Here is a 21,900-nt window from a genome sequence, read left to right as displayed (position 1 = left end):
TCACCCGTCAGCTGCCCGGACCCGCCGCGCTGCCCGCCGGTTCCTTCGGCGGCGGCGCGCCGCCGTCCTCGTGGGCCAGCCGGTGGGGCCACCACACCTTCGGTCCGACGTCCAGGAACAGTGCCGTGACCAGCACGGACCGCACGATGAAGGTGTCCAGGAGGACACCCAGGGCCACCGCGAAGCCGATCTCGGCGAAGGCGACCATGGGGAGCGTGCCGAGGGCGGCGAAGGTGCCCGCGAGGACCAGGCCGGCCGAGGTGATCACCGCGCCCGTTGTCGCGAGGCCCGTCACCACGGCCTTACGGGTGCCCTGGCGGGCGGCCTCCTCGCGGATGCGGGTGGTCAGGAAGATGTTGTAGTCGATGCCCAGGGCGACCAGGAACACGAAGACGAACAGGGGGAAGTCGGTCGACTCGCCCGCGTAGTCGAAGAGGTGTCTGAAGGCGAGCGCGCTGATGCCCAGCGCTGCGGCGAAGGACAGGATCACCGTCCCGATCAGCAGGAGCGGGGCGATCAGGGCGCGGAGCAGGGCACAGAGGATCAGCAGGACCACGAGCAGCACCAACGGGATGATCAGGATGTTGTCGTGGGTCGTCGCCTCGTCCATGTCCAGCAGGGCCGCCGTGCCGCCGCCCACCTGGGCGTCGGCGTCCGGCACCTCGTGGACGGCGTCGCGGACCCGTTCCACGGTCTGCTTCGCGGCCTCGCTGTCGGCGGGGTCGGACATGGTGGCCTCGAAGAGGACCTGGCCCTCGTGGGCGGGCTTCGTGCCGGGGGGCAGGCCGAGCGAGTCCGGCACGACGCCTTCCGTGTCGGCGACCACGCGGCCCACCTCCCTGGCCTGCTCCTGGTTGCTGATGATCACGAGGGGGTCGCCGCTGCCCGCCGGGAAGTAGGTCGCGGAGATCTCCTGGCCCACGATCGAGTCCGGTTCGCCGGTGAAGGCGTCCGCGTTGCTGATGCCCTCCGCGCGCAGCTGGAGCAGACCCAGCGAGCACACGGCCAGGGCGGCCGCCGTGGCGACCCAGACCGTGCGGGGCCGACGGGAGAAACGGCGGCCCATGCGGGCCCACACGCCGTGCTCGGTCGGGTCGGCGCTGCCGAGGTGCGGGATCACCGGCCAGAAGATCCAGCGGCCGAAGATCACCAGCAGGGCGGGGAACAGCGTCATCATCGCGACGAGGGCGACCGCGACGCCGATGGCCGCCACCGGGCCCAGACCGCTCGTCGAGTTCATCTCGGCGGCCAGCAGCACCAGCATGCTCAGGACGACCGTCGCGCCGGACGCCAGCACCGCCGGGCCCGCCCGGTGCAGGGCGAGGGCCATGGCCTCGTGGCGGTCCTCGTGGCGGCGCAGCTCCTCCCGATAGCGGGCCACGAGCAGCAGGGCGTAGTCGGTGCCCGCGCCGAAGACGAGGACGGTGAGGATGCCCGCGCTTTGGCCGTTCACGGTCAACCCGGTGTGTTCAGCCAGCAGGTAGATCAGGGCCTGGGCCGTGAACAGGGCGGCGATGACCCCGATCAGGGGGACCAGGATGAGTGTCGGACTGCGGTAGGTGAGCAGGAGCATCACGATGACGACGGCCATCGCCGACATCAGCAGCGTGGAGTCGATGCCCTCGAAGGCCTCGGAGAAGTCGGCGGACGTACCGCCCGGACCCGTGATGTGCACCGCGAGCCCGCCACCTCCCTCTCCCACGTCGTCCCGGATCGAGTCGACCGCCGGCGCGATCCGCTCCCAGCCCTTCTCGTCCATGGTGATCGGCACATAGACCTGGGCGGCCCTCGGGTCGACCGCACGGTCGTAGACGGGGCCACGGGTCTGGGATCCGATGATCCCGTGGTCGGTGAGCCGCTTGAGCTCCCGCACGTCCTCCTCGATCATCGACCGGTCCTCGGCGGTGAGGCCGCTCTCACGGGCGTAGACGACGACCGCGGGGATCTGCTCGGGCCGGAAGCCCTCGGAGATCTCCAGGACCTGGGTCGACTCGGCCGAGCCCGGCAGCCATGAGGAGGCGTCGTTGTCCTGGGCGTCGGTGAGCTTCGTCGCGAACGGCGCGACCACGAAGAGCACCACCAGCCACAGCCCCAGCACGATCCACTTGGCACGCCGCCCGCAGACGAGGTGACCGATGCCCCGGTTTCCTGTCATACCGACCTCCAGGACCGCGCCCCCTCAGGGGCGCGGGACAGCGACATGTGCGACTCCGTCGCGTGGGCGCGGTCCACCACGAACGGCCCACAGCGGACGTACCACCGTCTCCACCCCGAACCGATGCCCGCAACCCCCGGCGGACATGGCAGTCTTGGCCCATGGCCGCGCAGATCAACCCAAGCATCCTGTCCGCCGACTTCGCCCGTCTCGCCGACGAGGCGAAGGCGGTCGAAGGCGCCGACTGGCTCCATGTAGACGTGATGGACAACCATTTCGTCCCGAACCTCACGCTCGGTGTGCCGGTCGTGGAGTCCCTGGCCCGTGCGACTCGGACGCCGCTGGACTGCCATCTGATGATCGAGGCCCCCGATCGCTGGGCGCCCCAGTACGTGGAAGCGGGTGCCGGTTCCGTCACCTTCCATGCCGAGGCGGCCGCCGCACCGGTGCGGCTCGCCCGCGAGATCCGGGCCAAGGGAGCCAGAGCCTCCATGGCGCTGAGGCCCGCGACGCCGATCGAGCCTTTCGAGGACCTGCTGCCCGAACTCGACATGGTGCTGATCATGACGGTCGAACCGGGCTTCGGAGGCCAGGCCTTTCTCGACATCATGCTCCCCAAGATCCGGCGGACCCGCGAGTTGATCAGCAAGCACGGCCTCGACCTGTGGCTGCAGGTCGACGGCGGTGTCGCCGCGTCCACCATCGAGCGCTGCGCCGAGGCGGGTGCCGACGTCTTCGTCGCCGGTTCCGCGGTGTACGGGGCGGACGACCCGGCCGAGGCGGTGCGCGCGCTGCGGGCCCAGGCGGAGGCCACGACGGCAACCGCCGGGTGGGCCTGCGGCCACTGAGTCACGGGGGTACGGCTGTGCGAACACCGAGGTGAGCGCGGCACGTCGTACGTCCAGAGGGCCAAGGGAACGTGAACGACGTTCCTTCGGGCTGATCGAAAACGCCGGATCTGCAAGGATGAACGGCGTATCCATGTGTGAAGAGCAGTGAGGAGATGACCGTGTCGGGTATGTCGGCGGGCCGGTCAGCCATGCGGATGGGACCCGCTGAGCTGGTTCAGGCGGCGGCCATGGCCCGCCGTTTCTACCTCGAGGGCAAGTCCAAGATCCAGATCGCCGAGGAGTTCGGCGTGAGCCGCTTCAAGGTGGCCCGGGTCCTGGAGACCGCCCTCGAACGGGATCTCGTACGTATCGAGATCCGCGTCCCCGCGGAACTGGACGCGGAGCGCTCCGACGCGCTGCGCGCCCGCTACGGCCTGCGGCACGCCGTGGTCGTCGAGTCCCCGGCGGAGGCCGAGGAGACGACCGACCCGGAGAACCTCGGCGAGGTCGCCGCGGACCTGCTCGGCGAGCTGGTCAACGAGGGCGACATCCTGGGCCTCGCCTGGGGCCGTTCCACCATCCACATGGCGGCCGCCCTCGACCGGCTGCCGCCCTGCACGGTGGTGCAGCTGACGGGGGTGTACGACGCGGGGACCGCCGAGCGCGGCTCGGTCGAGGCGGTCCGGCGGGCCGCGCAGGTGTCGGGCGGCGACGCCCACCCCATCTACGCGCCGATGCTGCTGCCGGACGCGGCGACCGCGATCGCGCTGCGCCACCAGACCGGGATCGCGCGGGCCTTCGAGTACTTCGACAAGGTCACGGTCGCCTGTGTCTCCATCGGCTCGTGGGAGGCGGGCATCTCCACGGTGCACGACATGCTCAGCGACGAGGAGCGCGGCCACTACGCCTCCCTCGGTGTCGCCGCCGAGATGTCCGCGCACCTCTTCGACGCCGAGGGCCGCCGCGTCGGGCGCGACCTCGGCGAGCGGTGCATCACGGTCAAGGCCGACCAGCTCCGCCGTATCCCCGAGGTCGTGGCGATCGCGGGCGGGCAGCGCAAGGCGGCCGCGATCGACGCCGTGCTGCGGTCGGGGCTGGTGACCAGCCTCGTCACCGACACCTCCGCGGCGGACTACCTGCTGACGGCCGGTCAGACGCCGCGGCCGGCGCTCAACCGGGCGGACCCGGACGGGCCGTAGCGCTCCGCTCGGTGGCCGGTGGGGTGCGTCTACCGGGTGGGGTGTGTGGGTGGCTGCGGGTGCGTGGGGGGTGATCGCGCAGTTCCCCGCGCCCCTTCGGGGCGCGGTCCCAGCCCGGCGGGCCGATGACGAGTACGAGTACGAGTCGTGCGGGACGGACAGCGACGGCACGCTCGCCGAGGTGCTGCGCGCCGGCGGCCGGGTGCACCTCGGGCCGAAGCCGGGCGGTGTCGCGGCCAGGCCCGCCTGCACCAATCCGCTGCGCCTGCGCTTTCGACCCGCCCGACTTCGGCCCGAGGTGCACCCGGCCGCGATCGGGACGCCCTCGCCGACCGCCTCACCGACCTGCCGCGGGCGCCGCCCCCGGGGACGCCTGGTCGAGGTCACCGGACGGCAGGAGTACGCCGGAGCCGATCCGAACGGCTGGAACATCGCGCGGGAGGTGTCCGCCGACGCCGCCGACCACCGCAACGCACCGCACGGCACCGCAACGCACCGCACGGCACCGCGCCGCGTCGGCACGGCACCGCACCGCGCCGCGTCGGCACGGCACCGCACCGCGCCGCGTCGGCACGGCACCGCGCCGGCACCGCACCGCACCGCGCCGGCACCGCACCGCACCGCGCCGGCACCGCACCGCACCGCACCGCGCCGGCACCGCAGCGGCACCGACCTGCGGATCCTGCTGGCTCTCGGAGGATCCTCCTAGGCCACCCACCGCCCCTCTGGACGATCCGTCGGGGCCACTCGTACCCGCCGACATGGGACAATGAAGTACGTGCTCTTCCCTCTGGCGGTCCTGTCAGGGGGTCACCTCTGATCGACCGGGATGTGCGGCACGTGCGTTTCCTCAATGACATCCAGCCCGCGTACGACCTGACGTACGACGACGTCTTCATGGTCCCGAGCCGCAGCGCCGTCGGATCGCGCCAGGGCGTGGACCTGACCTCCCCGGACGGCACGGGCACCACCATCCCGCTGGTCGTCGCCAACATGACCGCCATCGCGGGCCGCCGCATGGCCGAGACGGTCGCGCGCCGCGGTGGCCTGGTGGTCGTCCCTCAGGACATCCCGAACGAGGTCGTCACCGACGTCATCTCCTGGGTCAAGAGCCGCCACCTCGTCCTCGACACCCCCATCGTGCTGAACCCGCACCAGACGGTCGCCGACGCGCTGGCCCTGCTGCCGAAGCGGGCGCACAACGCGGGCGTCGTCGTCGACGAGGCGCTCCGCCCCGTCGGTGTCGTCACCGACGCGGACCTGACCGGCGTCGACCGCTTCACCCAGCTCGAAGTCGTCATGTCCCGGGACCTGCTGCTCCTGGACGCCGACATCGACCCGCGTGAGGCCTTCAACCGGCTCGACGCGGCCAACCGCCGGTACGCGCCCGCCGTCGACAAGGACGGCCGCCTCGCCGGCATCCTCACCCGCAAGGGCGCGCTGCGGGCCACGCTGTACACCCCCGCCGTCGACGCGAACGGCAGGCTCCGCGTCGCCGCCGCCGTCGGGGTCAACGGCGACTTCGTGGGCAAGGCCAAGGAGTTGCTCGACGCGGGCGTCGACACGCTCGTCATCGACACGGCGCACGGCCACCAGGAGTCGATGATCAACGCGATCAAGCTGGTGCGCGACCTCGACCCCCGGGTGCCGATCGTGGCCGGCAACATCGTCGCCGCCGAGGGAGTGCGGGATCTGATCGAGGCGGGCGCGGACATCGTCAAGGTCGGTGTCGGACCCGGTGCGATGTGTACGACGCGCATGATGACCGGCGTCGGGCGGCCCCAGTTCTCCGCGGTTCTCGAGTGCGCGGCCGAGGCGAAGAAGTACGGCAAGCACGTGTGGGCCGACGGTGGGGTGCGCCACCCCCGCGATGTCGCCATGGCGCTGGCGGCGGGCGCGTCGAACGTGATGGTCGGGTCGTGGTTCGCGGGGACGTACGAGTCGCCGGGCGACCTTCAGCAGGACGCGAGCGGGCGGCTGTACAAGGAGTCGTTCGGGATGGCGTCGGCTCGGGCCGTGCGCAACCGTACGAGCGAGGAGTCGGCCTACGACCGGGCGCGCAAGGCGTTGTTCGAGGAGGGCATCTCGACGTCGCGGATGTTCCTGGACCCGGCCCGGCCGGGGGTCGAGGACCTGATCGACTCGGTCATCGCGGGGGTGCGGTCCTCGTGCACGTATGCGGGGGCCGGGTCCCTGGAGGAGTTCGCGGAGCGGGCCGTGGTGGGGGTCCAGAGTGCGGCGGGGTATGCGGAGGGCAAGCCGTTGCACGCCAGTTGGAGCTAGGGGCGCCTGAGAGCTCGGGGAGCGGTGATGCGGCGGCTGCGGGTTCGTTGTGGCTTGTCGCGCCCATGCGGCGGAGCCGCACGTCGAATGCGGCCCCGCGCCCCTGACTCCGCCGGTGTCACGCAAGGGTTTTAAAGGGCCGTGCAACGAAGCTGCGCCGTCGTTCGATGCACGCAACGATCTTGCGTGAGTGCGCAAGGTTGCCGCATTACGCTCGTGAAGGTCTGGCTCATAGGGTCATGCGCTGTACGTGGCGTGGCGGGGACCTCCTGCTCGGTGGCCCCCTGCTGTTCGGTGCTGTCGGTCCCCACCCGCCCTGACCGGCAGCGATGAAGGAGCCACGCGTGCTCGACCAAGGCGCACCCCCGCAGCATGAGAATCGGCCCGCCCCGCCGTCCGGAGGCGTCGGGGCGCGGCTGATGCGCCGCAAGCCCGTGGAACGCCTGGTCGCCGAGGGCGGCCAGGGGGAGGGAGGGTCGCTGCGGCGCTCCCTCGGACTGTGGCAGCTGACGATGATCAGCATCGGTGCCACGCTCGGCACCGGCATCTTCGTCGTGCTCGGCGAGGCCGTCCCCAAGGCCGGGCCCGCCGTCACGCTCTCCTTCGTGATCGCCGGTCTCACCGCGCTGTTCTCCGCCCTGTCGTACGCGGAGCTGGCCGGCACCATCCCGGTCTCCGGCTCCTCGTACTCCTACACGTACGCAACGATGGGCGAGCTCGTCGCCTGGGTCTGCGGCTGGTGTCTGGTGCTGGAGTACGGGGTGTCGGTGGCGGCCGTCGCGGTCGGCTGGGGCGAGTACCTCAACGAGCTGCTGGACGGGACGATCGGCGTGACCATTCCGGCCGCTCTGTCCGCTCCGCCCGGAGACGGGGGCGTCTTCAACCTGCCCGCGCTGATCGTCGTACTGCTCGCGATGGCGTTCCTGCTGGGCGGGGCCCGGGAGTCCGCCCGAGCCAACACGATCATGGTCGTGGTCAAGATCGCCGCCCTGCTGCTCTTCTGCCTCATCGGTGTGCAGGGCTTCCGGTCCGGCAACTACGAGAACTTCATGCCGCTCGGCATGGCGGGTGTCAGTGCGGCCGGAGCGACGCTCTTCTTCTCGTACATCGGGTTCGACGCGGCCTCGACCGCCGGCGAGGAGGCGAAGAACGCGCAGCGCGATCTGCCTCGCGCGATCATGCTCTCCCTGGTCATCGTGACCGCGCTGTACGTACTGGTCGCCGCCGTCGCGATCGGGGCGCGGCCCTGGGAGCGGTTCGGCGAGTCCGAGGCCGCGCTCGCCGGGATCATGAAGGACGTCACCGGGGACGCGTTCTGGGGAACGCTGCTGGCGGCCGGGGCCGTCATCGCCATCGCGAGTGTGGTGCTGACCGTGCTGTACGGGCAGACCCGCATCCTGTTCGCCATGTCCCGGGACGGGCTCGTGCCCAAGGTGTTCTCGCGTGTGCACCCGAGGACCGGCACGCCGCGCGTCAACACCGTGATCGTCTCGCTGTTCTGCGGTGTGCTCGCCGCCGCCATTCCGCTGGGGCAGCTCGCGGATGCGACGAGCATCGGTACGTTGTTCGCGTTCGCGCTGGTCAACGTGGCCGTCGTGGTGCTGCGTCGGACCCGGCCGGACATGCCGCGGTCGTTCCGGGTGCCGCTGTCGCCGGTGCTGCCCGCGCTCGGATTCGGGTTCTGCGTCTGGATGATGGGCAGCCTCGACACCGTCACCTGGGTCGTCTTCGGGGTCTGGATGGCCGTCGGGCTCGTGTTCTACTTCAGCTACGGCTATCGCCGCTCGCGTCTCGCGATCCCCTCGACCCCTTCGACTCCCTCGTCCTCATCGGCTCCGTCGACTCCAGAGAAGTGATCCACCCGCAGTGCTGAACGATCTCGACGAACGCATCGTGCACGCCCTCGCCGAGGACGCCCGCCGTTCCTACTCCGACATCGGCCAACTCGTCGGCCTGTCCGCGCCCGCGGTCAAGCGGCGGGTGGACCGGCTGCGGGCGACCGGGGCGATCACCGGTTTCACGGTTCGGGTGGACCCCGCCGCCCTCGGGTGGGAGACCGAGGGGTTCGTCGAGATCTACTGCCGGCGGAACACCTCGCCGGAGACGATCCAGCGGGGGCTGGAGCGGTATCAGGAGGTGGTCGCGGCGTCGACCGTCACCGGGGAGGCCGATGCCCTCGTGCAGGTCTTCGCCTCGGACATGCGGCACTTCGAGCGGGTGCTGGAGCGGATCGCCGGGGAGCCGTTCGTCGAGCGGACCAAGTCCGTGCTGGTGCTGTCGCCCCTGCTGCGGCGGTTCTCCTCCGGGGCGCCCGCCTGACAGTGCGTGCCCCTCAGGGAGCCGCGGTCGTCCTCGCCAGCGCGTTGTTCCCTATCGAGTTGTGCACGCTGAAGCTCACCGCGTCCGGACGGTAGCGGTCGTCGGACCACTCCACCGGGCGGCCCTCGCGGGTGGTGGTGACGCGCCGGACACGCAGGAGGGGGCTCGTACGGCGCACGGCCAGGAACTCGGCGTCCTGGGCGCCGGCGGCCACGGCGTCGATGATGTGCTCGCCGTAGGCGAAGACCAGGCCCGTGTCGTCGAGCAGGCGCTGGGTGACCGAGGGACAGTCCGCCTCGATGTGCTCGACGGCCGGGGAGATCCAGTCGGCGTAGACCGTGCGCTCCAGCAGGACGGGCAGGCCGTCGAGACCGCGCAGGCGCAGCACGTGCAGGACGCGGGCGCCCGGGGTGAGCTGGAGGCGTACGCGGTCCTCCGCGCCGGCGGTCCGGTACTCCTGGGCGATCACCCGGCCCGTCGCCTCACGGCCCATCGCGCGCGCCCACTGGGCGAAGCTGCGCAACTCGGCGAAGCTCTGGCTGCGGCGGCCGGCCAGGACCACCCGGCGGGCACCCTGGCGTGAGCCGATGAGGCCCTCGGCGGTCAGGGTCGCCACCGCCTGACGGACGGTGCCGCGCGAGACGCCGTAGCGGGCCGCGAGTTCGGTCTCGGGGGGCAGCAGACTCCCCACCGTGTAGTCCTCACGGTCGATCGCCCGCCGCAGTGCCTCGGCGATCTCCTCGTGTCGCGCCGCCATGATCCCCCTCCGCTCGTCCCGGTCGCCCGCTGTGCACAGTGCGGCCAGCCTAATGAGGTGGCGAAGGAACTGCCGAACCGGTTGATCGGCCAGTGTTTGTGCGGGAAAACGTGCACGAGTATTTCGCCGGAGTTTACGTGCGTGATATGAAGCGCGGACCTAATGAGGCCAACTTGTTCAGACAAGTGCTCCACCCAGATCGTCCCTGCGCGTACCCCTGGAGAGCCCGTGACCCTCTTCCCGCCGAGAACCGCCGTCATCGGTGGCGCCCTCGCCGCCGCAGTACTCACCCTCAGCGCCTGTGGCGCGGCCCCCGAGACCACGACCACCACCGACGGCAGGAACGCGGCCACCGCGACCTCGGCGAAGGACTTCGGCGGCCTGGACGCGCTGATCAAGGCGGCCAAGAAGGAGGGCACGCTCAACGCGATCGCCCTGCCCCGTGACTGGGCCAACTACGGCGCGCTGATCGACGGGTTCGAGAAGAAGTACGGCATCAAGATCGAGGTCGAGAACCCGGACGGGGCCAGCCAGGACGAGATCAACGCCGTCACCTCGCGCAAGGGACAGGACCGGGCGCCCGACGTGCTCGACCTGGGCAGCTCCTTCGCTCTGAGCGCCGCCCAGCAGGGGCTGCTCGCCCCGTACGAGGTGGCCGCGTTCGCCGACATCCCCGAGGGCCAGAAGGACCCGAAGGGCCAGTGGTACAACGACTACGGCGGCTACATATCCATCGGGTGCGACGCCAAGCGCGTGAAGGAATGCCCGGAGACCTTCGCCGACCTGCTGAAGCCGCGGTACAAGGGGCAGGTCGCGCTCAACGGCAACCCCACCAAGTCCGGTTCCGCCTTCGGCGGGGTGTGGGCGGCCTCGCTGGCGAGCGGCGGCTCGTTCGACGACATCCAGCCCGGACTCGACTTCTTCGCCAAGCTGAAGAAGAACGGCAACTACACGCCCGTCGAGTCGACGCCGGCCACCGTCGAGAAGGGCGAGACGCCCATCAGTATCGACTGGGACTACCTGAACGCCGGGTACGCCGACGAGTTCAAGTCCAAGGGCGTCGACTGGAAGGTCGTCGTCCCCGAGGACGGCAAGTTCTCCCAGTACTACTCCCAGGCCATCAACAAGGACGCACCCCACCCGGCCGCCGCCCGGCTCTGGCAGGAGTACCTCTACAGCGCCGAGGGCCAGAACCTGTGGCTCGCCGGATACGCCCGCCCGGCCCTGATGACCGCCATGGAGAAGGCGGGCACGCTGGACAAGACCGCCGCGGCCAAGCTGCCCGAGGTGTCCGGCACGCCCGAGTTCCCGACCGAGGACCAGCAGACCAAGGCCAAGGACGTGCTCGGACAGGGCTGGGCCAAGGCGGTCTCCGGGTGACCGCCGTCGTCACCGAGGCCGACCCGGCACTGGTGGCCGCCGCTTCCCCGAAGCGGCGGCCCCGCCCCGGCGGATGGCTCGCCGTGCTCCCGCTGCTGGCCTTCGTCGCGGTCGCCTTCGGGCTGCCCGCCCTCGCCATGCTGAACGGCGCGTTCACGGTCAAGGACCAGACCACGGGCGCCACTTCGTACACCACGGCGAACATGACGGCCTCCGTGCAGGGGGCCTACCTCACGGCCATGCTCGGCAGCGTGAAGCTGTCCGCCGTCTCGGCCGGGCTCGCGGCCGTACTGGGGCTGCCCCTCGCCCAGGCCGTGGTGACCTCCCGCTTCCCGGCGCTGCGCGAGGCCGTGCTCACCGCCTCCGGGGTGCTCGCCAACTTCGGCGGTGTCCCGCTCGCCTTCGCCTTCGTCGCCACCCTCGGCAACGCCGGCGTGCTGACCCGGCAACTGGGTCTGACGGACAAGGGCTGGGACCTCTACAGCTTCTGGGGACTGGTCATCGTCTACCTGTACTTCCTGATCCCGCTCATGGTCCTCACCATCACCCCCGCCCTCGACGGACTGCGCGTCCAGTGGCGGGAGGCCGCGCAGAACAACGGCGCCACCGGTTTCCAGTACTGGCTGCACGTCGCCCTGCCCGTGCTCGCGCCCTCGCTGCTCGGCGGGCTCGTGCTGCTCTTCGGCAGCGCCTTCGCCGCGTACGCCACCGCCGCGGCCATGGTGGGCAGCTCGATCCCGCTGGTCACCCTGCAGATCGCCGACGCCATCTCCGGCAACGTCCTGGTCGGCCAGGAGAACGTGGCGCTCGCCCTCAGCCTCGACATGGTCCTGATCGCCGGGCTGGTCATGGCCGTGTACCTGCCCCTGCAACGACGGAGCGCGCGATGGCTGGCCTGAACCCCGGGCGCCCGGCATCGCGGCGCCCCGCCCTGTGGCGCCCGCTCGTCCTCGCCTGCGCCGGGCTGTACTTCCTCGTCCCGCTCGCCGCCTCCGTGATCTTCACGGTCGACGTGCCGGGCGAGGGGATCACCTTCGAGGCGTACGGGCAGATCCTCGGCACCGAGGGCTTCGTGACCAGCCTGCTGCTCTCGCTGGAGCTGGCCGCCGTGACGATCGCCGTCGTACTGCTGCTGATGGTGCCCGCCATGGTCGCGTTGCGGCTCGGCGCGCCCAGGCTGCGGCCCGTCGTGGAGGTGGTGTGCTCCCTGCCGCTGGTGGTGCCGCCGATCGCGTTCGTCGCCGGGCTCGGGACCGTGCTCAAGTGGGGGCCCGAACACCTCTCCCGGACCCCGCTGTTCCAGACCTTCGTCGCGATCCAGAACCCCGACTTCCCCGTGGTGCTGGTCCTCGCCTACGTCGTGATGGCGCTGCCCTTCGTGTACCGGGCGCTGGACGCGGGGCTGCGCGCCATGGACGTACCCACTCTCGTCGAGGCCGCGCGCAGCTGCGGGGCGAGCTGGCCGCAGGCGCTGGTGCGGGCCGTGCTGCCCAATCTGCGCGGGGCGCTGCTCAACTCCGCCTTCCTCACCCTGGCGCTCGTGCTCGGCGAGTTCACCGTCGCCCAGCTGCTGGGCTTCAGGCCGTTCGCCGTGTGGATCGTCAACGTCAGCGGCTCGCAGGCCCAGCTCTCCGTCGCCGTCTCGGTGCTCAGCCTGCTCGTCACCTGGGCCATGCTCCTCGCGCTCGCCTCCTTCGGCGGACGTACCCCAACCGCTTCCGCCTCCCGGGGATGAACCATGACCGTGCTTGAGAAAACTGCGACCGACACCGCCGCCACCGTCGAGTTCCGGGGCCTGCGCCGGGAGTTCGGGGCCACCGTCGCCCTGGACGGACTCGACCTGACCGTCCGGCCCGGTGAACTCCTCGCGCTGCTCGGCCCGTCCGGCTGCGGCAAGACCACCGCGCTGAGGATGCTCGCCGGCTTCGAACACCCCGACTCCGGCGAGGTGCTGGTCGACGGGGAGGACGTCACCCGCGTCCCGGCCCACCGGCGCGACGCCGGCATGGTCTTCCAGTCGTACAGCCTCTTCCCGCACCTCAGCGCCCTCGACAACGTGGCCTTCGGGCTGCGCATGCGCAAGGTGCGCACGGCCGAACGGCGCTCCCGCGCCGCCGAGTTGCTCGACCTCGTGGGCCTCGCCGACAAGGGCGCCCAGTACCCCCACCAGCTGTCCGGCGGCCAGCAGCAGCGCGTCGCCCTCGCCCGGGCGCTCGCCCTGCGGCCCCGGGTGCTGCTCCTCGACGAACCGCTCTCCGCCCTCGACGCCAAGGTGCGGCTGACCCTCCGCGAGGAGATCCGTCGGCTCCAGCAGGAGCTGGGCATCACCACGCTGTTCGTGACGCACGACCAGGAGGAGGCGCTGTCCATGGCCGACCGGGTCGCCGTGATGCACGCCGGGCGGCTCGAACAGTGCGCGGCCCCGGTCGAGTTGTACGGCCGTCCGGCCACCGCCTTCGTCGCCGAGTTCGTCGGAACGATGAGCCGGATCCCGGGCCGGCTGGACGGCACGACGGTCGAGGTGCTGGGCCGACGGCTGCCCGTGGACGGCGCGGCGCCCACCACCGCCGAGGTGGATGTACTCGTACGGCCGGAGGCGGTCGGGGTACGGGCGGACGACACCGGCGACGCCCGGGTGGTGGCCACCGCGTTCCTCGGCGCCGCCACCCGCCTCACCGTACGGCTCGCCGACGGCACCGAGGTCAAGGCCGACCTGCCCACGCACGAGGCGGCGGCCCTCGGCGCCGGGGCGGCCGTGACCGTGAGCCTCCCCGAACGGCCGGTACTGGTCGCCGCGCGCGCCACCCGCTGAACGACCCTTGCCCGGCTCCTGCCGGGTACTGCCCCGAACCACCGGCTCTCCGTGACGACCCGCACACAAGTGGTGGTCTGGCTGCGGCGCTTGGCGACAACCAAGCGGGCGCCAAGCTGGAAGCAGTGCGGGTCGCGGCGGGACACGCCGGAGGGGTGACACCCCGTGAGGGTTCGAATGCCCGTGAACCTCAGCCCACAAAGGCTGGAATCCCTAGGCTTCAGCCGAGGGAGGATGTCAAAGAAAGAGAAACCCTTGTCTCGACTCCCGCTCCAGGCCGCCCTGTTCGACATGGACGGCACGCTCGTCGACACCGAGCGGCTCTGGTGGGATGCGGTGGAGGAGGTGGCCGCCGGCCTAGGGCGCGCACTGACCGAGGCCGACCAACCGGACGTACTGGGCCGTCCGGTCGAGTACACCGCCGCCTGGCTCGCCGGGATCACGGGCGCACCGGGGGACGGACTGGCCGCCGACCTGCACCGGGAGTTCGCCGACCGGGTCCGCACCGGGACCGTTCCCCGCCCTGGCGCGCTGGAACTGCTCAGGGCCCTGGCCCGCGAGGGCGTCCCCACCGCCCTGGTCACGGCGTCCCCGCGAGCCGTCGCCGACACCGTCCTCGACGCCCTCGGCCGCGACCTGTTCGCCGTCTCGGTCACCGCCGACGACACCGAGCACACCAAGCCGGCCCCCGACCCCTACCTCGCCGCCTGCCGCGCCCTCGGCGTCGACCCCGCCGCCTGTGTGGCCGTCGAGGACACCGAGACCGGTGTCGCCTCGGCCGAGGCGGCGGGATGCGTGGTCCTCGCCGTGCCCTCGCTCGCGCCGATCGACGAGGCCCCGGGGCGGACCGTACGGGAGAGCCTGGAGTCGGTGACCCCGGCGAGCCTGCGCCGGCTGGTCGCCCCCGACGGACCCGCCCTGCGGGTGATGACCTGGAACCTCTGGCACGGCGGCACCAGGGTCCGCGATCACCGGGCCAAGCAGCTCAAGGTCATCACCGAGACGGACGTCGACGTGGTCGGCCTCCAGGAGACGGACGGCACCGCCGCGCAGGAACTCGCCGACGCCCTCGGCTGGCACCACCACCGGGCCGGCGACAACCTCGGCATCATCAGCCGACACCCGATCACGGCCCGCTTCGGCGACCCCGACGTCGGCTTCTACGGGGCGGCGGGCGTCCGGATCAGGACCGGCTCCGGCACCGAGGTGGACATCTGGACGGTCCACCTGGACTGCGAGCCGTACGGGCCCTACGAGGCCGCCTTCGACGGGCTGGAGGCCGCCGAGCTGACCGCCCACGAGGAAGTGCGGCTCGGCCGGCTGCGGGACTGCCTGAGCCGGCTCGACGGCACCGTGCCGGTCGTCGTGGTCGGCGACTTCAACAGCCCGTCCCACCTCGACCGGCCGGACGTCGACTGGCCGGTCACCAGGGCCGCCGAGACGGCAGGCCTGCGCGACTCCTACCGCGAGGCCCATCCCGACCCCGCACGGGAGCCGGGCCACACCTGGTCGCCGGTCCACGCCGAACACGAGGACGGCAGCGGACGGCCGGAGCCCCAGGACCGGATCGACTTCGTTCTGCACCGAGGCCTCGCGGTCCTCGACTCCCGTACCTACGTCAGCGGCACGCCCCGCCCCTGGCCGGACGTCGAGGACAACGACTGGCCGTCCGACCACGCGGCGGTGATCACCATGTTCGCGCCGGTCACGGCCGCCAGGGAGTGACTCCGGATATCCACTGGGCCGGACGGGCCGGCCGGACTAGCATCGGTGCCATGACCTGGCGACATTGATCCACCAGCCGTGCCTCCTCCCGAGGGCCGCCTCGGACGCCGTACCACCGACGTCCGAATCGCTCCTTCGGGAAGGCCTCATGACTCTCTCACCTGCGCGTGTGCCTGATGCCGGAACCATTGGTGTCCGGCGGCTGACGGCCACGCTGTACGGATACGCGTTCCTCGACGACTTCGTGCTGCTCTACCCGGTGTACGCGCTGCTGTTCAGCGACACCGGACTGTCGATCTGGCAGATCTCCTCACTGTTCGCCCTGTGGTCGATCACCGGCATCCTGCTGGAGGTCCCCTCCGGCGCCTGGGCCGACGCCGTCTCCCGACGGCTGCTGCTGTGGCTGGGCCCGCTGCTCACCGCCACCGGCTTCGCGCTGTGGGTGATCGTCCCGTCGTACTGGGCCTTCGCCCTCGGCTTCGTCCTGTGGGGGGTGCGCGGCGCGCTCGGCTCCGGTGCGCTGGAGGCGCTGGTCTACGACGAACTGGACCGGCTCGGCGCGGCCGACCGGTACGCGCGCGTCATCGGCCGGGCCCAGGCGGTCGGCATGGTCGCCGTGATGGCGGCGATGGGGCTGGCGGGGCCGGTCCTCGACCTCGGTGGCTACCCGGCCGTGGGCGCCGCGAGCGTGCTGGTCTGTGTGCTGACCTCGGTGGTGGCCACACGGTTCCCGGAGCACCGGTCGGCCGGGTCGGGCGGAGGCGACCGGGTCTCCATTCTCACGACCCTGCGGACCGGAATCGCGGAGGTCCGACGGGACCGGTCCGTCCGCGGGGCGCTGCTGCTCGTGCCCGCCGTCGGCGCGGTGTGGGGCGCCCTCGACGAGTACACGCCGCTGCTGGTCCGGGACACCGGGGTGGCCGAGCAGACGGTGCCGTATCTGCTGCTGGTGATCTGGGTGGGGCCGACGATCGGCAGCCTGCTGACCGGGGCGGGGGAGCGGCTGGGCACGGCCGGACTGGGAGTGGTGCTGGCGGGCTCGGCGTTCGCGCTGGCCGTGGGGGCGTCGATGCGTACGCCGACCGGTATCGGGCTGGTGGCCGTCGCCTTCGGCGGCTTCCAGTTGGTCAACGTGCTCGCCGACGCGCGGCTGCAGGATCGGATCGAGGGGGCTCGGCGGGCGACCGTGACGTCGGTCGCGAGCATGGGGACGGAACTGGCCACGGTGGGTGTGTTCGCCGCGTACGCCGTGATCGGCGCGTCCCACGCGCACGGGGTCGCGTTCGCCGTGTTCGCGGTGCCGTATCTGGTGACGGCGATCATGTTGATGCGGAGGGACGCCTGAGGGGACGGAGCGAGGGGGATGGACCGGGGGGCCGCGGGCGGCCGCGGGTTCGGCGTGATCGATCTCGCGGTTCCCCGTTCCCTCGGGGAGCGGGGCGCGCCCCTGAGCACAGACGCAACGAATCGTCGTCCGTGGCATCAGGTACGCAACGAATCGCGCCTCGGCGCGCAATGGCTCCTGCTTGTCCGGCCCCGCGCGCCGACCGTACCGTCTAGATGGCCCCATGGATGGCCCCCAAACCCCCTGTCCCGGTGAGGAACACGCATGCGTACCGCCCTGCTCCAGAGCTCCGGTCGTCCCGGCTCGGTCGTCGGGAACCTGAAGGTGCTCGACGAGGCCGCGGGGCGGGCCGCCGCGGCCGGGGCGGGGCTGGTGGTGGCGCCGGAGATGTTCCTCACGGGCTATGCGATCGGCGACGACATCGCGCGGCTCGCCGAGGCGGCCGACGGTGACGCGGCCGACGCGGTCGCCGAGATCGCGGGGCGGCACGGGGTCGCGATCGCGTACGGGTACCCGGAGCGCGCCGGTGAGGCGGTCTTCAACTCGGCGCAGCTCGTCTCCGCCGACGGCGTCCGGCTGGCGAACTACCGCAAGACCCACCTGTTCGGCTGCTTCGAGCGCGATCATTTCACGCCGGGCGAGCAGTCCGTCGTCCAGGCCGAGCTGGACGGGCTCCGCGTCGGGATCCTGATCTGCTACGACGTGGAGTTCCCGGAGAACGTCCGTGCCCACGCCCTCGCCGGCACCGACCTGCTCGTGGTGCCGACGGCCCAGATGCATCCGTTCCAGTTCGTCGCCGAGTCGATGATCCCGGTGCGGGCCTTCGAGAACCAGATGTACGTCGCGTACGTCAACCGGGTCGGCCGCGAAGGGGAGTTCGAGTTCGTCGGGCTCTCCGCACTGGCCGGGCCCGACGGGGTCGCACGTACCCGGGCCGGACGTGAGGACGAGCTCGTCCTCGCCGATGTCGACCCCGCCTTCCTCGCGGCCCAGCGCGAGGCGAACCCGTATCTCCGGGACCGTCGTCCCGGTCTCTACGGGTCCCTCGTCTGAGACCCGCCCCGCCCCGCCCCGCCCCGCACACCCCTTTCCGCTAGGAGTCCGTACCCCATGACGTCCACCGTGCCCAACGCCATCGAGCACGCAGACGAGCAGCAGCAGCCGATCACCATGTTCGGCCCGGACTTCCCGTACGCGTACGACGACTTCCTGGCCCACCCGGCCGGCCTGGGGCAGATACCGGCCACCGAGCACGGCACCGAGGTCGCGGTCATCGGCGGCGGACTGTCCGGCATCGTGGCGGCGTACGAGCTGATGAAGATGGGGCTCAAGCCGGTCGTGTACGAGGCCGACCGGATCGGCGGGCGCCTGCGGACGGTCGGGTTCGACGGCTGCGATCCTTCCCTCACGGCCGAGATGGGGGCCATGCGCTTTCCGCCGTCCTCCACCGCGCTGCAGCACTACATCGATCTGGCCGGTCTGGAGACCCGGCCCTTCCCCAACCCCCTGGCGGAGGCCACGCCCTCGACCGTCGTCGACCTCAAGGGCGAGTCGCACTACGCCGAGACGATCGACGACCTGCCGCAGGTGTACCGGGACGTCGCCGCGGCCTGGAACGCCTGCCTCGAAGACGGCGCCGACTTCTCCGACATGAACCGGGCGCTGCGTGAGCGCGATGTGCCGCGCATCCGGGAGATCTGGGGGAAGCTCGTCGAGCGGCTCGACAACCAGACCTTCTACGGCTTCCTCTGCGACTCCGAGGCCTTCAGGTCCTTCCGGCACCGCGAGATCTTCGGCCAGGTCGGCTTCGGCACGGGCGGCTGGGACACCGACTTCCCCAACTCCATCCTGGAGATCCTGCGGGTCGTCTACACCGAGGCCGACGACCACCACCGCGGCATCGTCGGCGGCAGCCAGCAGCTCCCGCTGCGGCTGTGGGAGCGCGAGCCGGAGAAGATCGTGCACTGGCCGTACGGGACGTCCCTGAAGTCCCTGCACGTCGACGGTGAGCCGCGGCCCGCCGTGACCCGGCTGCACCGGACCGCCGGCAACCGGATCACCGTGACGGACGCGAACGGCGACATCCGCACCTACCAGGTGGCGATCTTCACCGCCCAGTCCTGGATGCTGCTGTCGAAGATCGCCTGCGACGACTCGCTCTTCCCGATCGACCACTGGACCGCCATCGAGCGGACGCACTACATGGAGAGCTCGAAGCTGTTCGTCCCGGTCGACCGGCCCTTCTGGCTGGACAAGGCCGTCGACGACAGGGGAAATCCGACCGGCAGGGACGTCATGTCGATGACGCTCACCGACCGGATGACGCGCGGGACCTACCTCCTCGACGACGGTCCGGACAAGCCCGCCGTCATCTGCCTCTCCTACACGTGGTGCGACGACAGCCTGAAGTGGCTGCCGCTGTCCGCGAGCGAGCGGATGGAGGTCATGCTGAAGTCGCTCGGCGAGATCTACCCGAAGGTCGACATCCGCAGCCACGTCATCGGCAACCCGGTGACCGTCTCCTGGGAGAACGAGCCCTACTTCATGGGCGCGTTCAAGGCGAACCTGCCCGGCCACTACCGCTACCAGCGGCGCCTGTTCACACACTTCATGCAGGACCGGCTGCCCGAGGACAAGCGGGGCATCTTCCTCGCCGGCGACGACATCTCCTGGACGGCCGGCTGGGCCGAGGGCGCGATCCAGACCGCGCTCAACGCGGTCTGGGGCGTCATGCACCACTTCGGGGGCGCCACCGACGCGACCAACCCCGGGCCCGGGGACGTCTACGACGAGATCGCACCGGTGGAACTGCCGGAGGACTAGAACTGCCAGAGGACCGGGGCCTGTCGGTGGCGGTCGGTGGCGGCCGGTCAGGTCGGCAGCGGGGTCAGCAGCATGCGGCCCGTCAGGCCCACCGCCGCGTCCAGGCGGAGGGCGGACTCCTCGGCGAGATCGGGGAGTCCACGCAGCGCCCACAGTGCGCGGGCGGTCGACCAGGTGGCCTCACGGGCCCGTTCCAGGCTCCACGCGCCGAGCAGATGGGTGAGCGGATCGGCGATCTGCAGGAGATCCGGCCCCGGCATCAGCTCCTCGCGGATGTGCTCCTCCAGCGACACGAGGACATCGCCCACATGCTCGAACTCGTCCTCCAGGTCGGCGGGTTCGCAGCCGAGCGTACGACAGGTGTCCACGACGGCCAGCGCGAGATCGTGTCCGATGTGCGCGTTGATGCCGCAGAGGGCGAACTGCAGTGGCCGTACGCCGGGATGGTGCCGGAACTGCAGCAGCGGCCGCCAGCAGGCGGGCGCACAGCCGCCCTCGGCGACGCTCAGATACCGCTCGGCGAAGAGCACGTCCAAGGTGATCGCGGCCTCGGCGTCCGGGAAGTGGCCGGAGTCCAGTCGTCGGTCGATGGCCTCCGTGACGGTGAGGTAGACGCGGTTGAAGACGGCGATCCCGTCCCGCTCGGGCAGGACCGCGTCGAGGGCGTGCATACGGGAGACGACGGTGTCCACCGAGTCCACGGAATTGGTGAATTGCTCCAACTGCGCCATAGGGGGCAGGGTCCCAGGCCTAGGCTGCCACCGGCGTCGCCGTGCCCGTCGCGTCCCCGGAACGGGGTAACGCGGGCCCGGCGGGAAGTATCGGAAAGCCGACGGAACGCGGTCCGGGGAGCAGGTCCGGGGAGCGGGCAGCGGTTCCGGGGAGCCGGTCCGGGGAGCAGGGGGGAGCACCACGTGTCAGGCATGCGCGCCCGGCGTCTGGCCGCACGCCGAGCCGAGCGCAGGCGGGCGGCCAGGCGCGGCGCCCTGGTGGCAGCGGCGGCGGCCATGGCAGTCGTCGGAACCGTCACCGGGATGGTGGCCGCGCTGGGCGGCGAAAGAGGTGCCGCGCACGAGGCCCGGCCACTGGCGAGCCGCTCACCGGGCCTCCTGTCCGATGCGGTCGGACGGACCGAGCCGACCGAGCCGACCGCGGGCTCGCCCCACCCGTCACGCACCGCGCCCCCGCCTTCGAAATCGCCCGTACCGTCCGAGGAGGCCAGGGTGGGGCCCTCGGCGCAGCGGACCGAACGGCGGACGCAACCCGTGCCCGGCCCCGGCGCGCTCTACCGCCACCCCGACTCCCAGGTTCTCGACTGGGTCCGGGACAACCCGGACGATCCGCGCAGCACCGCCATCGAGACCGGCATCGCCGACCGTCCGGCCGCCGTCTGGTTCACCGACCCCACCCCGGCCACCACCAGGTCCCGGGTCGCGGCGGTCGCCTCCGCGGGCGCCGCGCGGGGGCAGGTGCCCGTCCTCGTGGCGTACGCGATCCCCGACCGCGACTGCGGAGGGGCCTCGCAGGGCGGGGCGCCGAGCCTGGACGCGTACGACGCCTGGATCGACGCGTTCGCCGCCGGGCTCGGGTCGGACGACGTCATCGTGATCCTGGAGCCGGACGCGATCGCCCAGTCCGACTGCCTCTCCGCCGAGACCCGTGCCGACCGCTTCGCCTCGCTCGCTCGCGCCGGACGCGTCCTGAAGGCCGCCGACCCCCATGCCCGCGTCTACTACGACGCCGGGCACTCGGAGTGGAACGTGCCGGGAAAGCAGGCCGCACTTCTCCGCCGGGCGGGCGCCGCCTCGCCCGACGGCTCCGACGGCGTCTTCAGCAACGTGTCCAACTTCAACCGCACGCAGGCCGAGGCCGCCTACGACCGCCGGGTCCTCGACGCCCTCGGCGGCCCCGCGGGCCTCGGTGCCGTCATCGACACCAGCCGCAACGGCAACGGCGCCCCGGCCGACGGTGAGTGGTGCGACCCCGCAGGCCGCGGCCTCGGCCGACCACCGACCCTCACCACCGGGGAGCCCCGCATCGACGCCTACCTGTGGGTGAAACTGCCCGGCGAGTCCGACGGCTGCCGGGGGAGGGCGGGGGCGTTCTCACCGGGGTACGCGTACGAGCTGGCGCGGGGGTGAGGGACACGCGGGGGTGAGAGACGCGCGGGGGTGAGGCGGACACTCGTAGTCCCGGCACGGGCCGAGCCCGAGCCCGTGTCCCGCTCGTACTGGCTGGATGTCGGCGTCCTACACGTCCTCGTACCGCTCGC

18 protein-coding genes are annotated in these 21,900 nt (G+C 71.5%); 15 read left to right on the top strand and 3 right to left on the bottom strand.

Annotated elements, in window-relative coordinates; translation table 11 throughout:
- Nucleotides 1–7 precede the first annotated feature (7 nt).
- Nucleotides 8–2,155, bottom strand: a complete 2,148-nt coding sequence (locus OG858_RS08005) for an MMPL family transporter (protein ID WP_086750493.1) — start codon at nt 2,153–2,155, stop codon at nt 8–10.
- Between the two features lie 161 nt (nt 2,156–2,316).
- Between OG858_RS08005 and rpe the strand changes: the two genes are divergently transcribed.
- From rpe to OG858_RS07975, 6 genes are all read left to right on the top strand, one after another.
- On the top strand, nt 2,317–3,003 hold the full coding sequence (rpe, locus tag OG858_RS08000; protein ID WP_046705599.1) for a ribulose-phosphate 3-epimerase: 687 nt from the start codon (nt 2,317–2,319) through the stop codon (nt 3,001–3,003).
- Between the two features lie 137 nt (nt 3,004–3,140).
- Nucleotides 3,141–4,184 (top strand): sugar-binding transcriptional regulator, encoded by a 1,044-nt coding sequence (locus OG858_RS07995; protein ID WP_037701381.1) that lies wholly within the window; start codon nt 3,141–3,143, stop codon nt 4,182–4,184.
- A 70-nt stretch (nt 4,185–4,254) separates the two neighbouring features.
- Nucleotides 4,255–4,893 (top strand): hypothetical protein, encoded by a 639-nt coding sequence (locus tag OG858_RS07990; protein WP_328545028.1) that lies wholly within the window; start codon nt 4,255–4,257, stop codon nt 4,891–4,893.
- 131 nt (nt 4,894–5,024) lie between these two features.
- Nucleotides 5,025–6,467: a GuaB1 family IMP dehydrogenase-related protein gene (locus tag OG858_RS07985; protein ID WP_037702236.1), complete on the top strand. Its 1,443-nt coding sequence runs from the start codon at nt 5,025–5,027 to the stop codon at nt 6,465–6,467.
- 344 nt (nt 6,468–6,811) lie between these two features.
- Entirely contained in the window at nt 6,812–8,323 is a 1,512-nt protein-coding gene (locus OG858_RS07980) for an amino acid permease (RefSeq protein WP_327749170.1), read from the top strand.
- A gap of 10 nt (nt 8,324–8,333) precedes the next feature.
- Nucleotides 8,334–8,786, top strand: a complete 453-nt coding sequence (locus OG858_RS07975) for an Lrp/AsnC family transcriptional regulator (protein WP_086750497.1) — start codon at nt 8,334–8,336, stop codon at nt 8,784–8,786.
- A gap of 13 nt (nt 8,787–8,799) precedes the next feature.
- Here the strand turns inward: OG858_RS07975 and OG858_RS07970 are convergent, their stop codons facing one another.
- Nucleotides 8,800–9,543 carry a GntR family transcriptional regulator gene (locus tag OG858_RS07970; protein ID WP_086750498.1) on the bottom strand — a complete coding sequence of 248 codons (744 nt, stop codon included), beginning with the start codon at nt 9,541–9,543 and terminating at the stop codon, nt 8,800–8,802.
- A gap of 228 nt (nt 9,544–9,771) precedes the next feature.
- Here OG858_RS07970 and OG858_RS07965 point away from each other — a divergent pair, with 228 nt between their 5' ends.
- From OG858_RS07965 to OG858_RS07930, 8 genes are all read left to right on the top strand, one after another.
- Nucleotides 9,772–10,923: an ABC transporter substrate-binding protein gene (locus tag OG858_RS07965; protein ID WP_086750499.1), complete on the top strand. Its 1,152-nt coding sequence runs from the start codon at nt 9,772–9,774 to the stop codon at nt 10,921–10,923.
- A complete protein-coding gene (locus OG858_RS07960; RefSeq protein WP_086750500.1) occupies nt 10,920–11,822 on the top strand; it encodes an ABC transporter permease in 903 nt (300 codons plus the stop codon). Before OG858_RS07965 ends, OG858_RS07960 begins: the two co-directional genes overlap by 4 nt.
- Nucleotides 11,810–12,658 carry an ABC transporter permease gene (locus tag OG858_RS07955; protein ID WP_086750501.1) on the top strand — a complete coding sequence of 283 codons (849 nt, stop codon included), beginning with the start codon at nt 11,810–11,812 and terminating at the stop codon, nt 12,656–12,658. The genes OG858_RS07960 and OG858_RS07955 overlap by 13 nt, the downstream gene beginning before the upstream one ends.
- A 3-nt stretch (nt 12,659–12,661) precedes the next feature.
- Nucleotides 12,662–13,735 carry an ABC transporter ATP-binding protein gene (locus OG858_RS07950; RefSeq protein ID WP_086750502.1) on the top strand — a complete coding sequence of 358 codons (1,074 nt, stop codon included), beginning with the start codon at nt 12,662–12,664 and terminating at the stop codon, nt 13,733–13,735.
- Between the two features lie 255 nt (nt 13,736–13,990).
- On the top strand, nt 13,991–15,460 hold the full coding sequence (locus OG858_RS07945; protein WP_086750503.1) for an HAD-IA family hydrolase: 1,470 nt from the start codon (nt 13,991–13,993) through the stop codon (nt 15,458–15,460).
- A 148-nt stretch (nt 15,461–15,608) separates the two neighbouring features.
- Nucleotides 15,609–16,805: an MFS transporter gene (locus tag OG858_RS07940; RefSeq protein WP_327723542.1), complete on the top strand. Its 1,197-nt coding sequence runs from the start codon at nt 15,609–15,611 to the stop codon at nt 16,803–16,805.
- A 264-nt stretch (nt 16,806–17,069) separates the two neighbouring features.
- The gene (locus OG858_RS07935) at nt 17,070–17,858 is read left to right on the top strand and encodes a carbon-nitrogen hydrolase family protein (protein WP_319067379.1); all 789 of its coding nucleotides are present in this window, start codon (nt 17,070–17,072) and stop codon (nt 17,856–17,858) included.
- 57 nt (nt 17,859–17,915) lie between these two features.
- Nucleotides 17,916–19,628 (top strand): flavin monoamine oxidase family protein, encoded by a 1,713-nt coding sequence (locus tag OG858_RS07930; RefSeq protein ID WP_086753430.1) that lies wholly within the window; start codon nt 17,916–17,918, stop codon nt 19,626–19,628.
- Between the two features lie 47 nt (nt 19,629–19,675).
- Here the strand turns inward: OG858_RS07930 and OG858_RS07925 are convergent, their stop codons facing one another.
- The gene (locus OG858_RS07925; protein WP_086753432.1) at nt 19,676–20,359 is read right to left on the bottom strand and encodes a DUF5995 family protein; all 684 of its coding nucleotides are present in this window, start codon (nt 20,357–20,359) and stop codon (nt 19,676–19,678) included.
- A 255-nt stretch (nt 20,360–20,614) separates the two neighbouring features.
- Here OG858_RS07925 and OG858_RS07920 point away from each other — a divergent pair, with 255 nt between their 5' ends.
- Nucleotides 20,615–21,769: a glycoside hydrolase family 6 protein gene (locus tag OG858_RS07920; protein WP_327749573.1), complete on the top strand. Its 1,155-nt coding sequence runs from the start codon at nt 20,615–20,617 to the stop codon at nt 21,767–21,769.
- Nucleotides 21,770–21,900 lie beyond the last annotated feature (131 nt).

Origin of the sequence: Streptomyces europaeiscabiei (assembly GCF_036346855.1) — a bacterium.
GTDB classification, from domain to species: Bacteria; Actinomycetota; Actinomycetes; order Streptomycetales; family Streptomycetaceae; genus Streptomyces; species Streptomyces europaeiscabiei.
Note: the sequence above shows the minus strand (reverse complement) of the source record. Positions and strands in the feature narration are given on the sequence as shown.

Excerpts from the sequence above, each read along its gene's own strand:
- OG858_RS08005 (WP_086750493.1), bottom strand. The coding sequence starts at position 2,155 with ATGACAGGAAACCGGGGCATCGGTCACCTCGTCTGCGGGCGGCGTGCC.
- rpe (WP_046705599.1), top strand. The coding sequence starts at position 2,317 with ATGGCCGCGCAGATCAACCCAAGCATCCTGTCCGCCGACTTCGCCCGT.
- OG858_RS07970 (WP_086750498.1), bottom strand. The coding sequence starts at position 9,543 with ATGGCGGCGCGACACGAGGAGATCGCCGAGGCACTGCGGCGGGCGATC.
- OG858_RS07955 (WP_086750501.1), top strand. The coding sequence starts at position 11,810 with ATGGCTGGCCTGAACCCCGGGCGCCCGGCATCGCGGCGCCCCGCCCTG.
- OG858_RS07950 (WP_086750502.1), top strand. The coding sequence starts at position 12,662 with ATGACCGTGCTTGAGAAAACTGCGACCGACACCGCCGCCACCGTCGAG.
- OG858_RS07940 (WP_327723542.1), top strand. The coding sequence starts at position 15,609 with ATGACTCTCTCACCTGCGCGTGTGCCTGATGCCGGAACCATTGGTGTC.
- OG858_RS07935 (WP_319067379.1), top strand. The coding sequence starts at position 17,070 with ATGCGTACCGCCCTGCTCCAGAGCTCCGGTCGTCCCGGCTCGGTCGTC.
- OG858_RS07930 (WP_086753430.1), top strand. The coding sequence starts at position 17,916 with ATGACGTCCACCGTGCCCAACGCCATCGAGCACGCAGACGAGCAGCAG.
- OG858_RS07925 (WP_086753432.1), bottom strand. The coding sequence starts at position 20,359 with ATGGCGCAGTTGGAGCAATTCACCAATTCCGTGGACTCGGTGGACACC.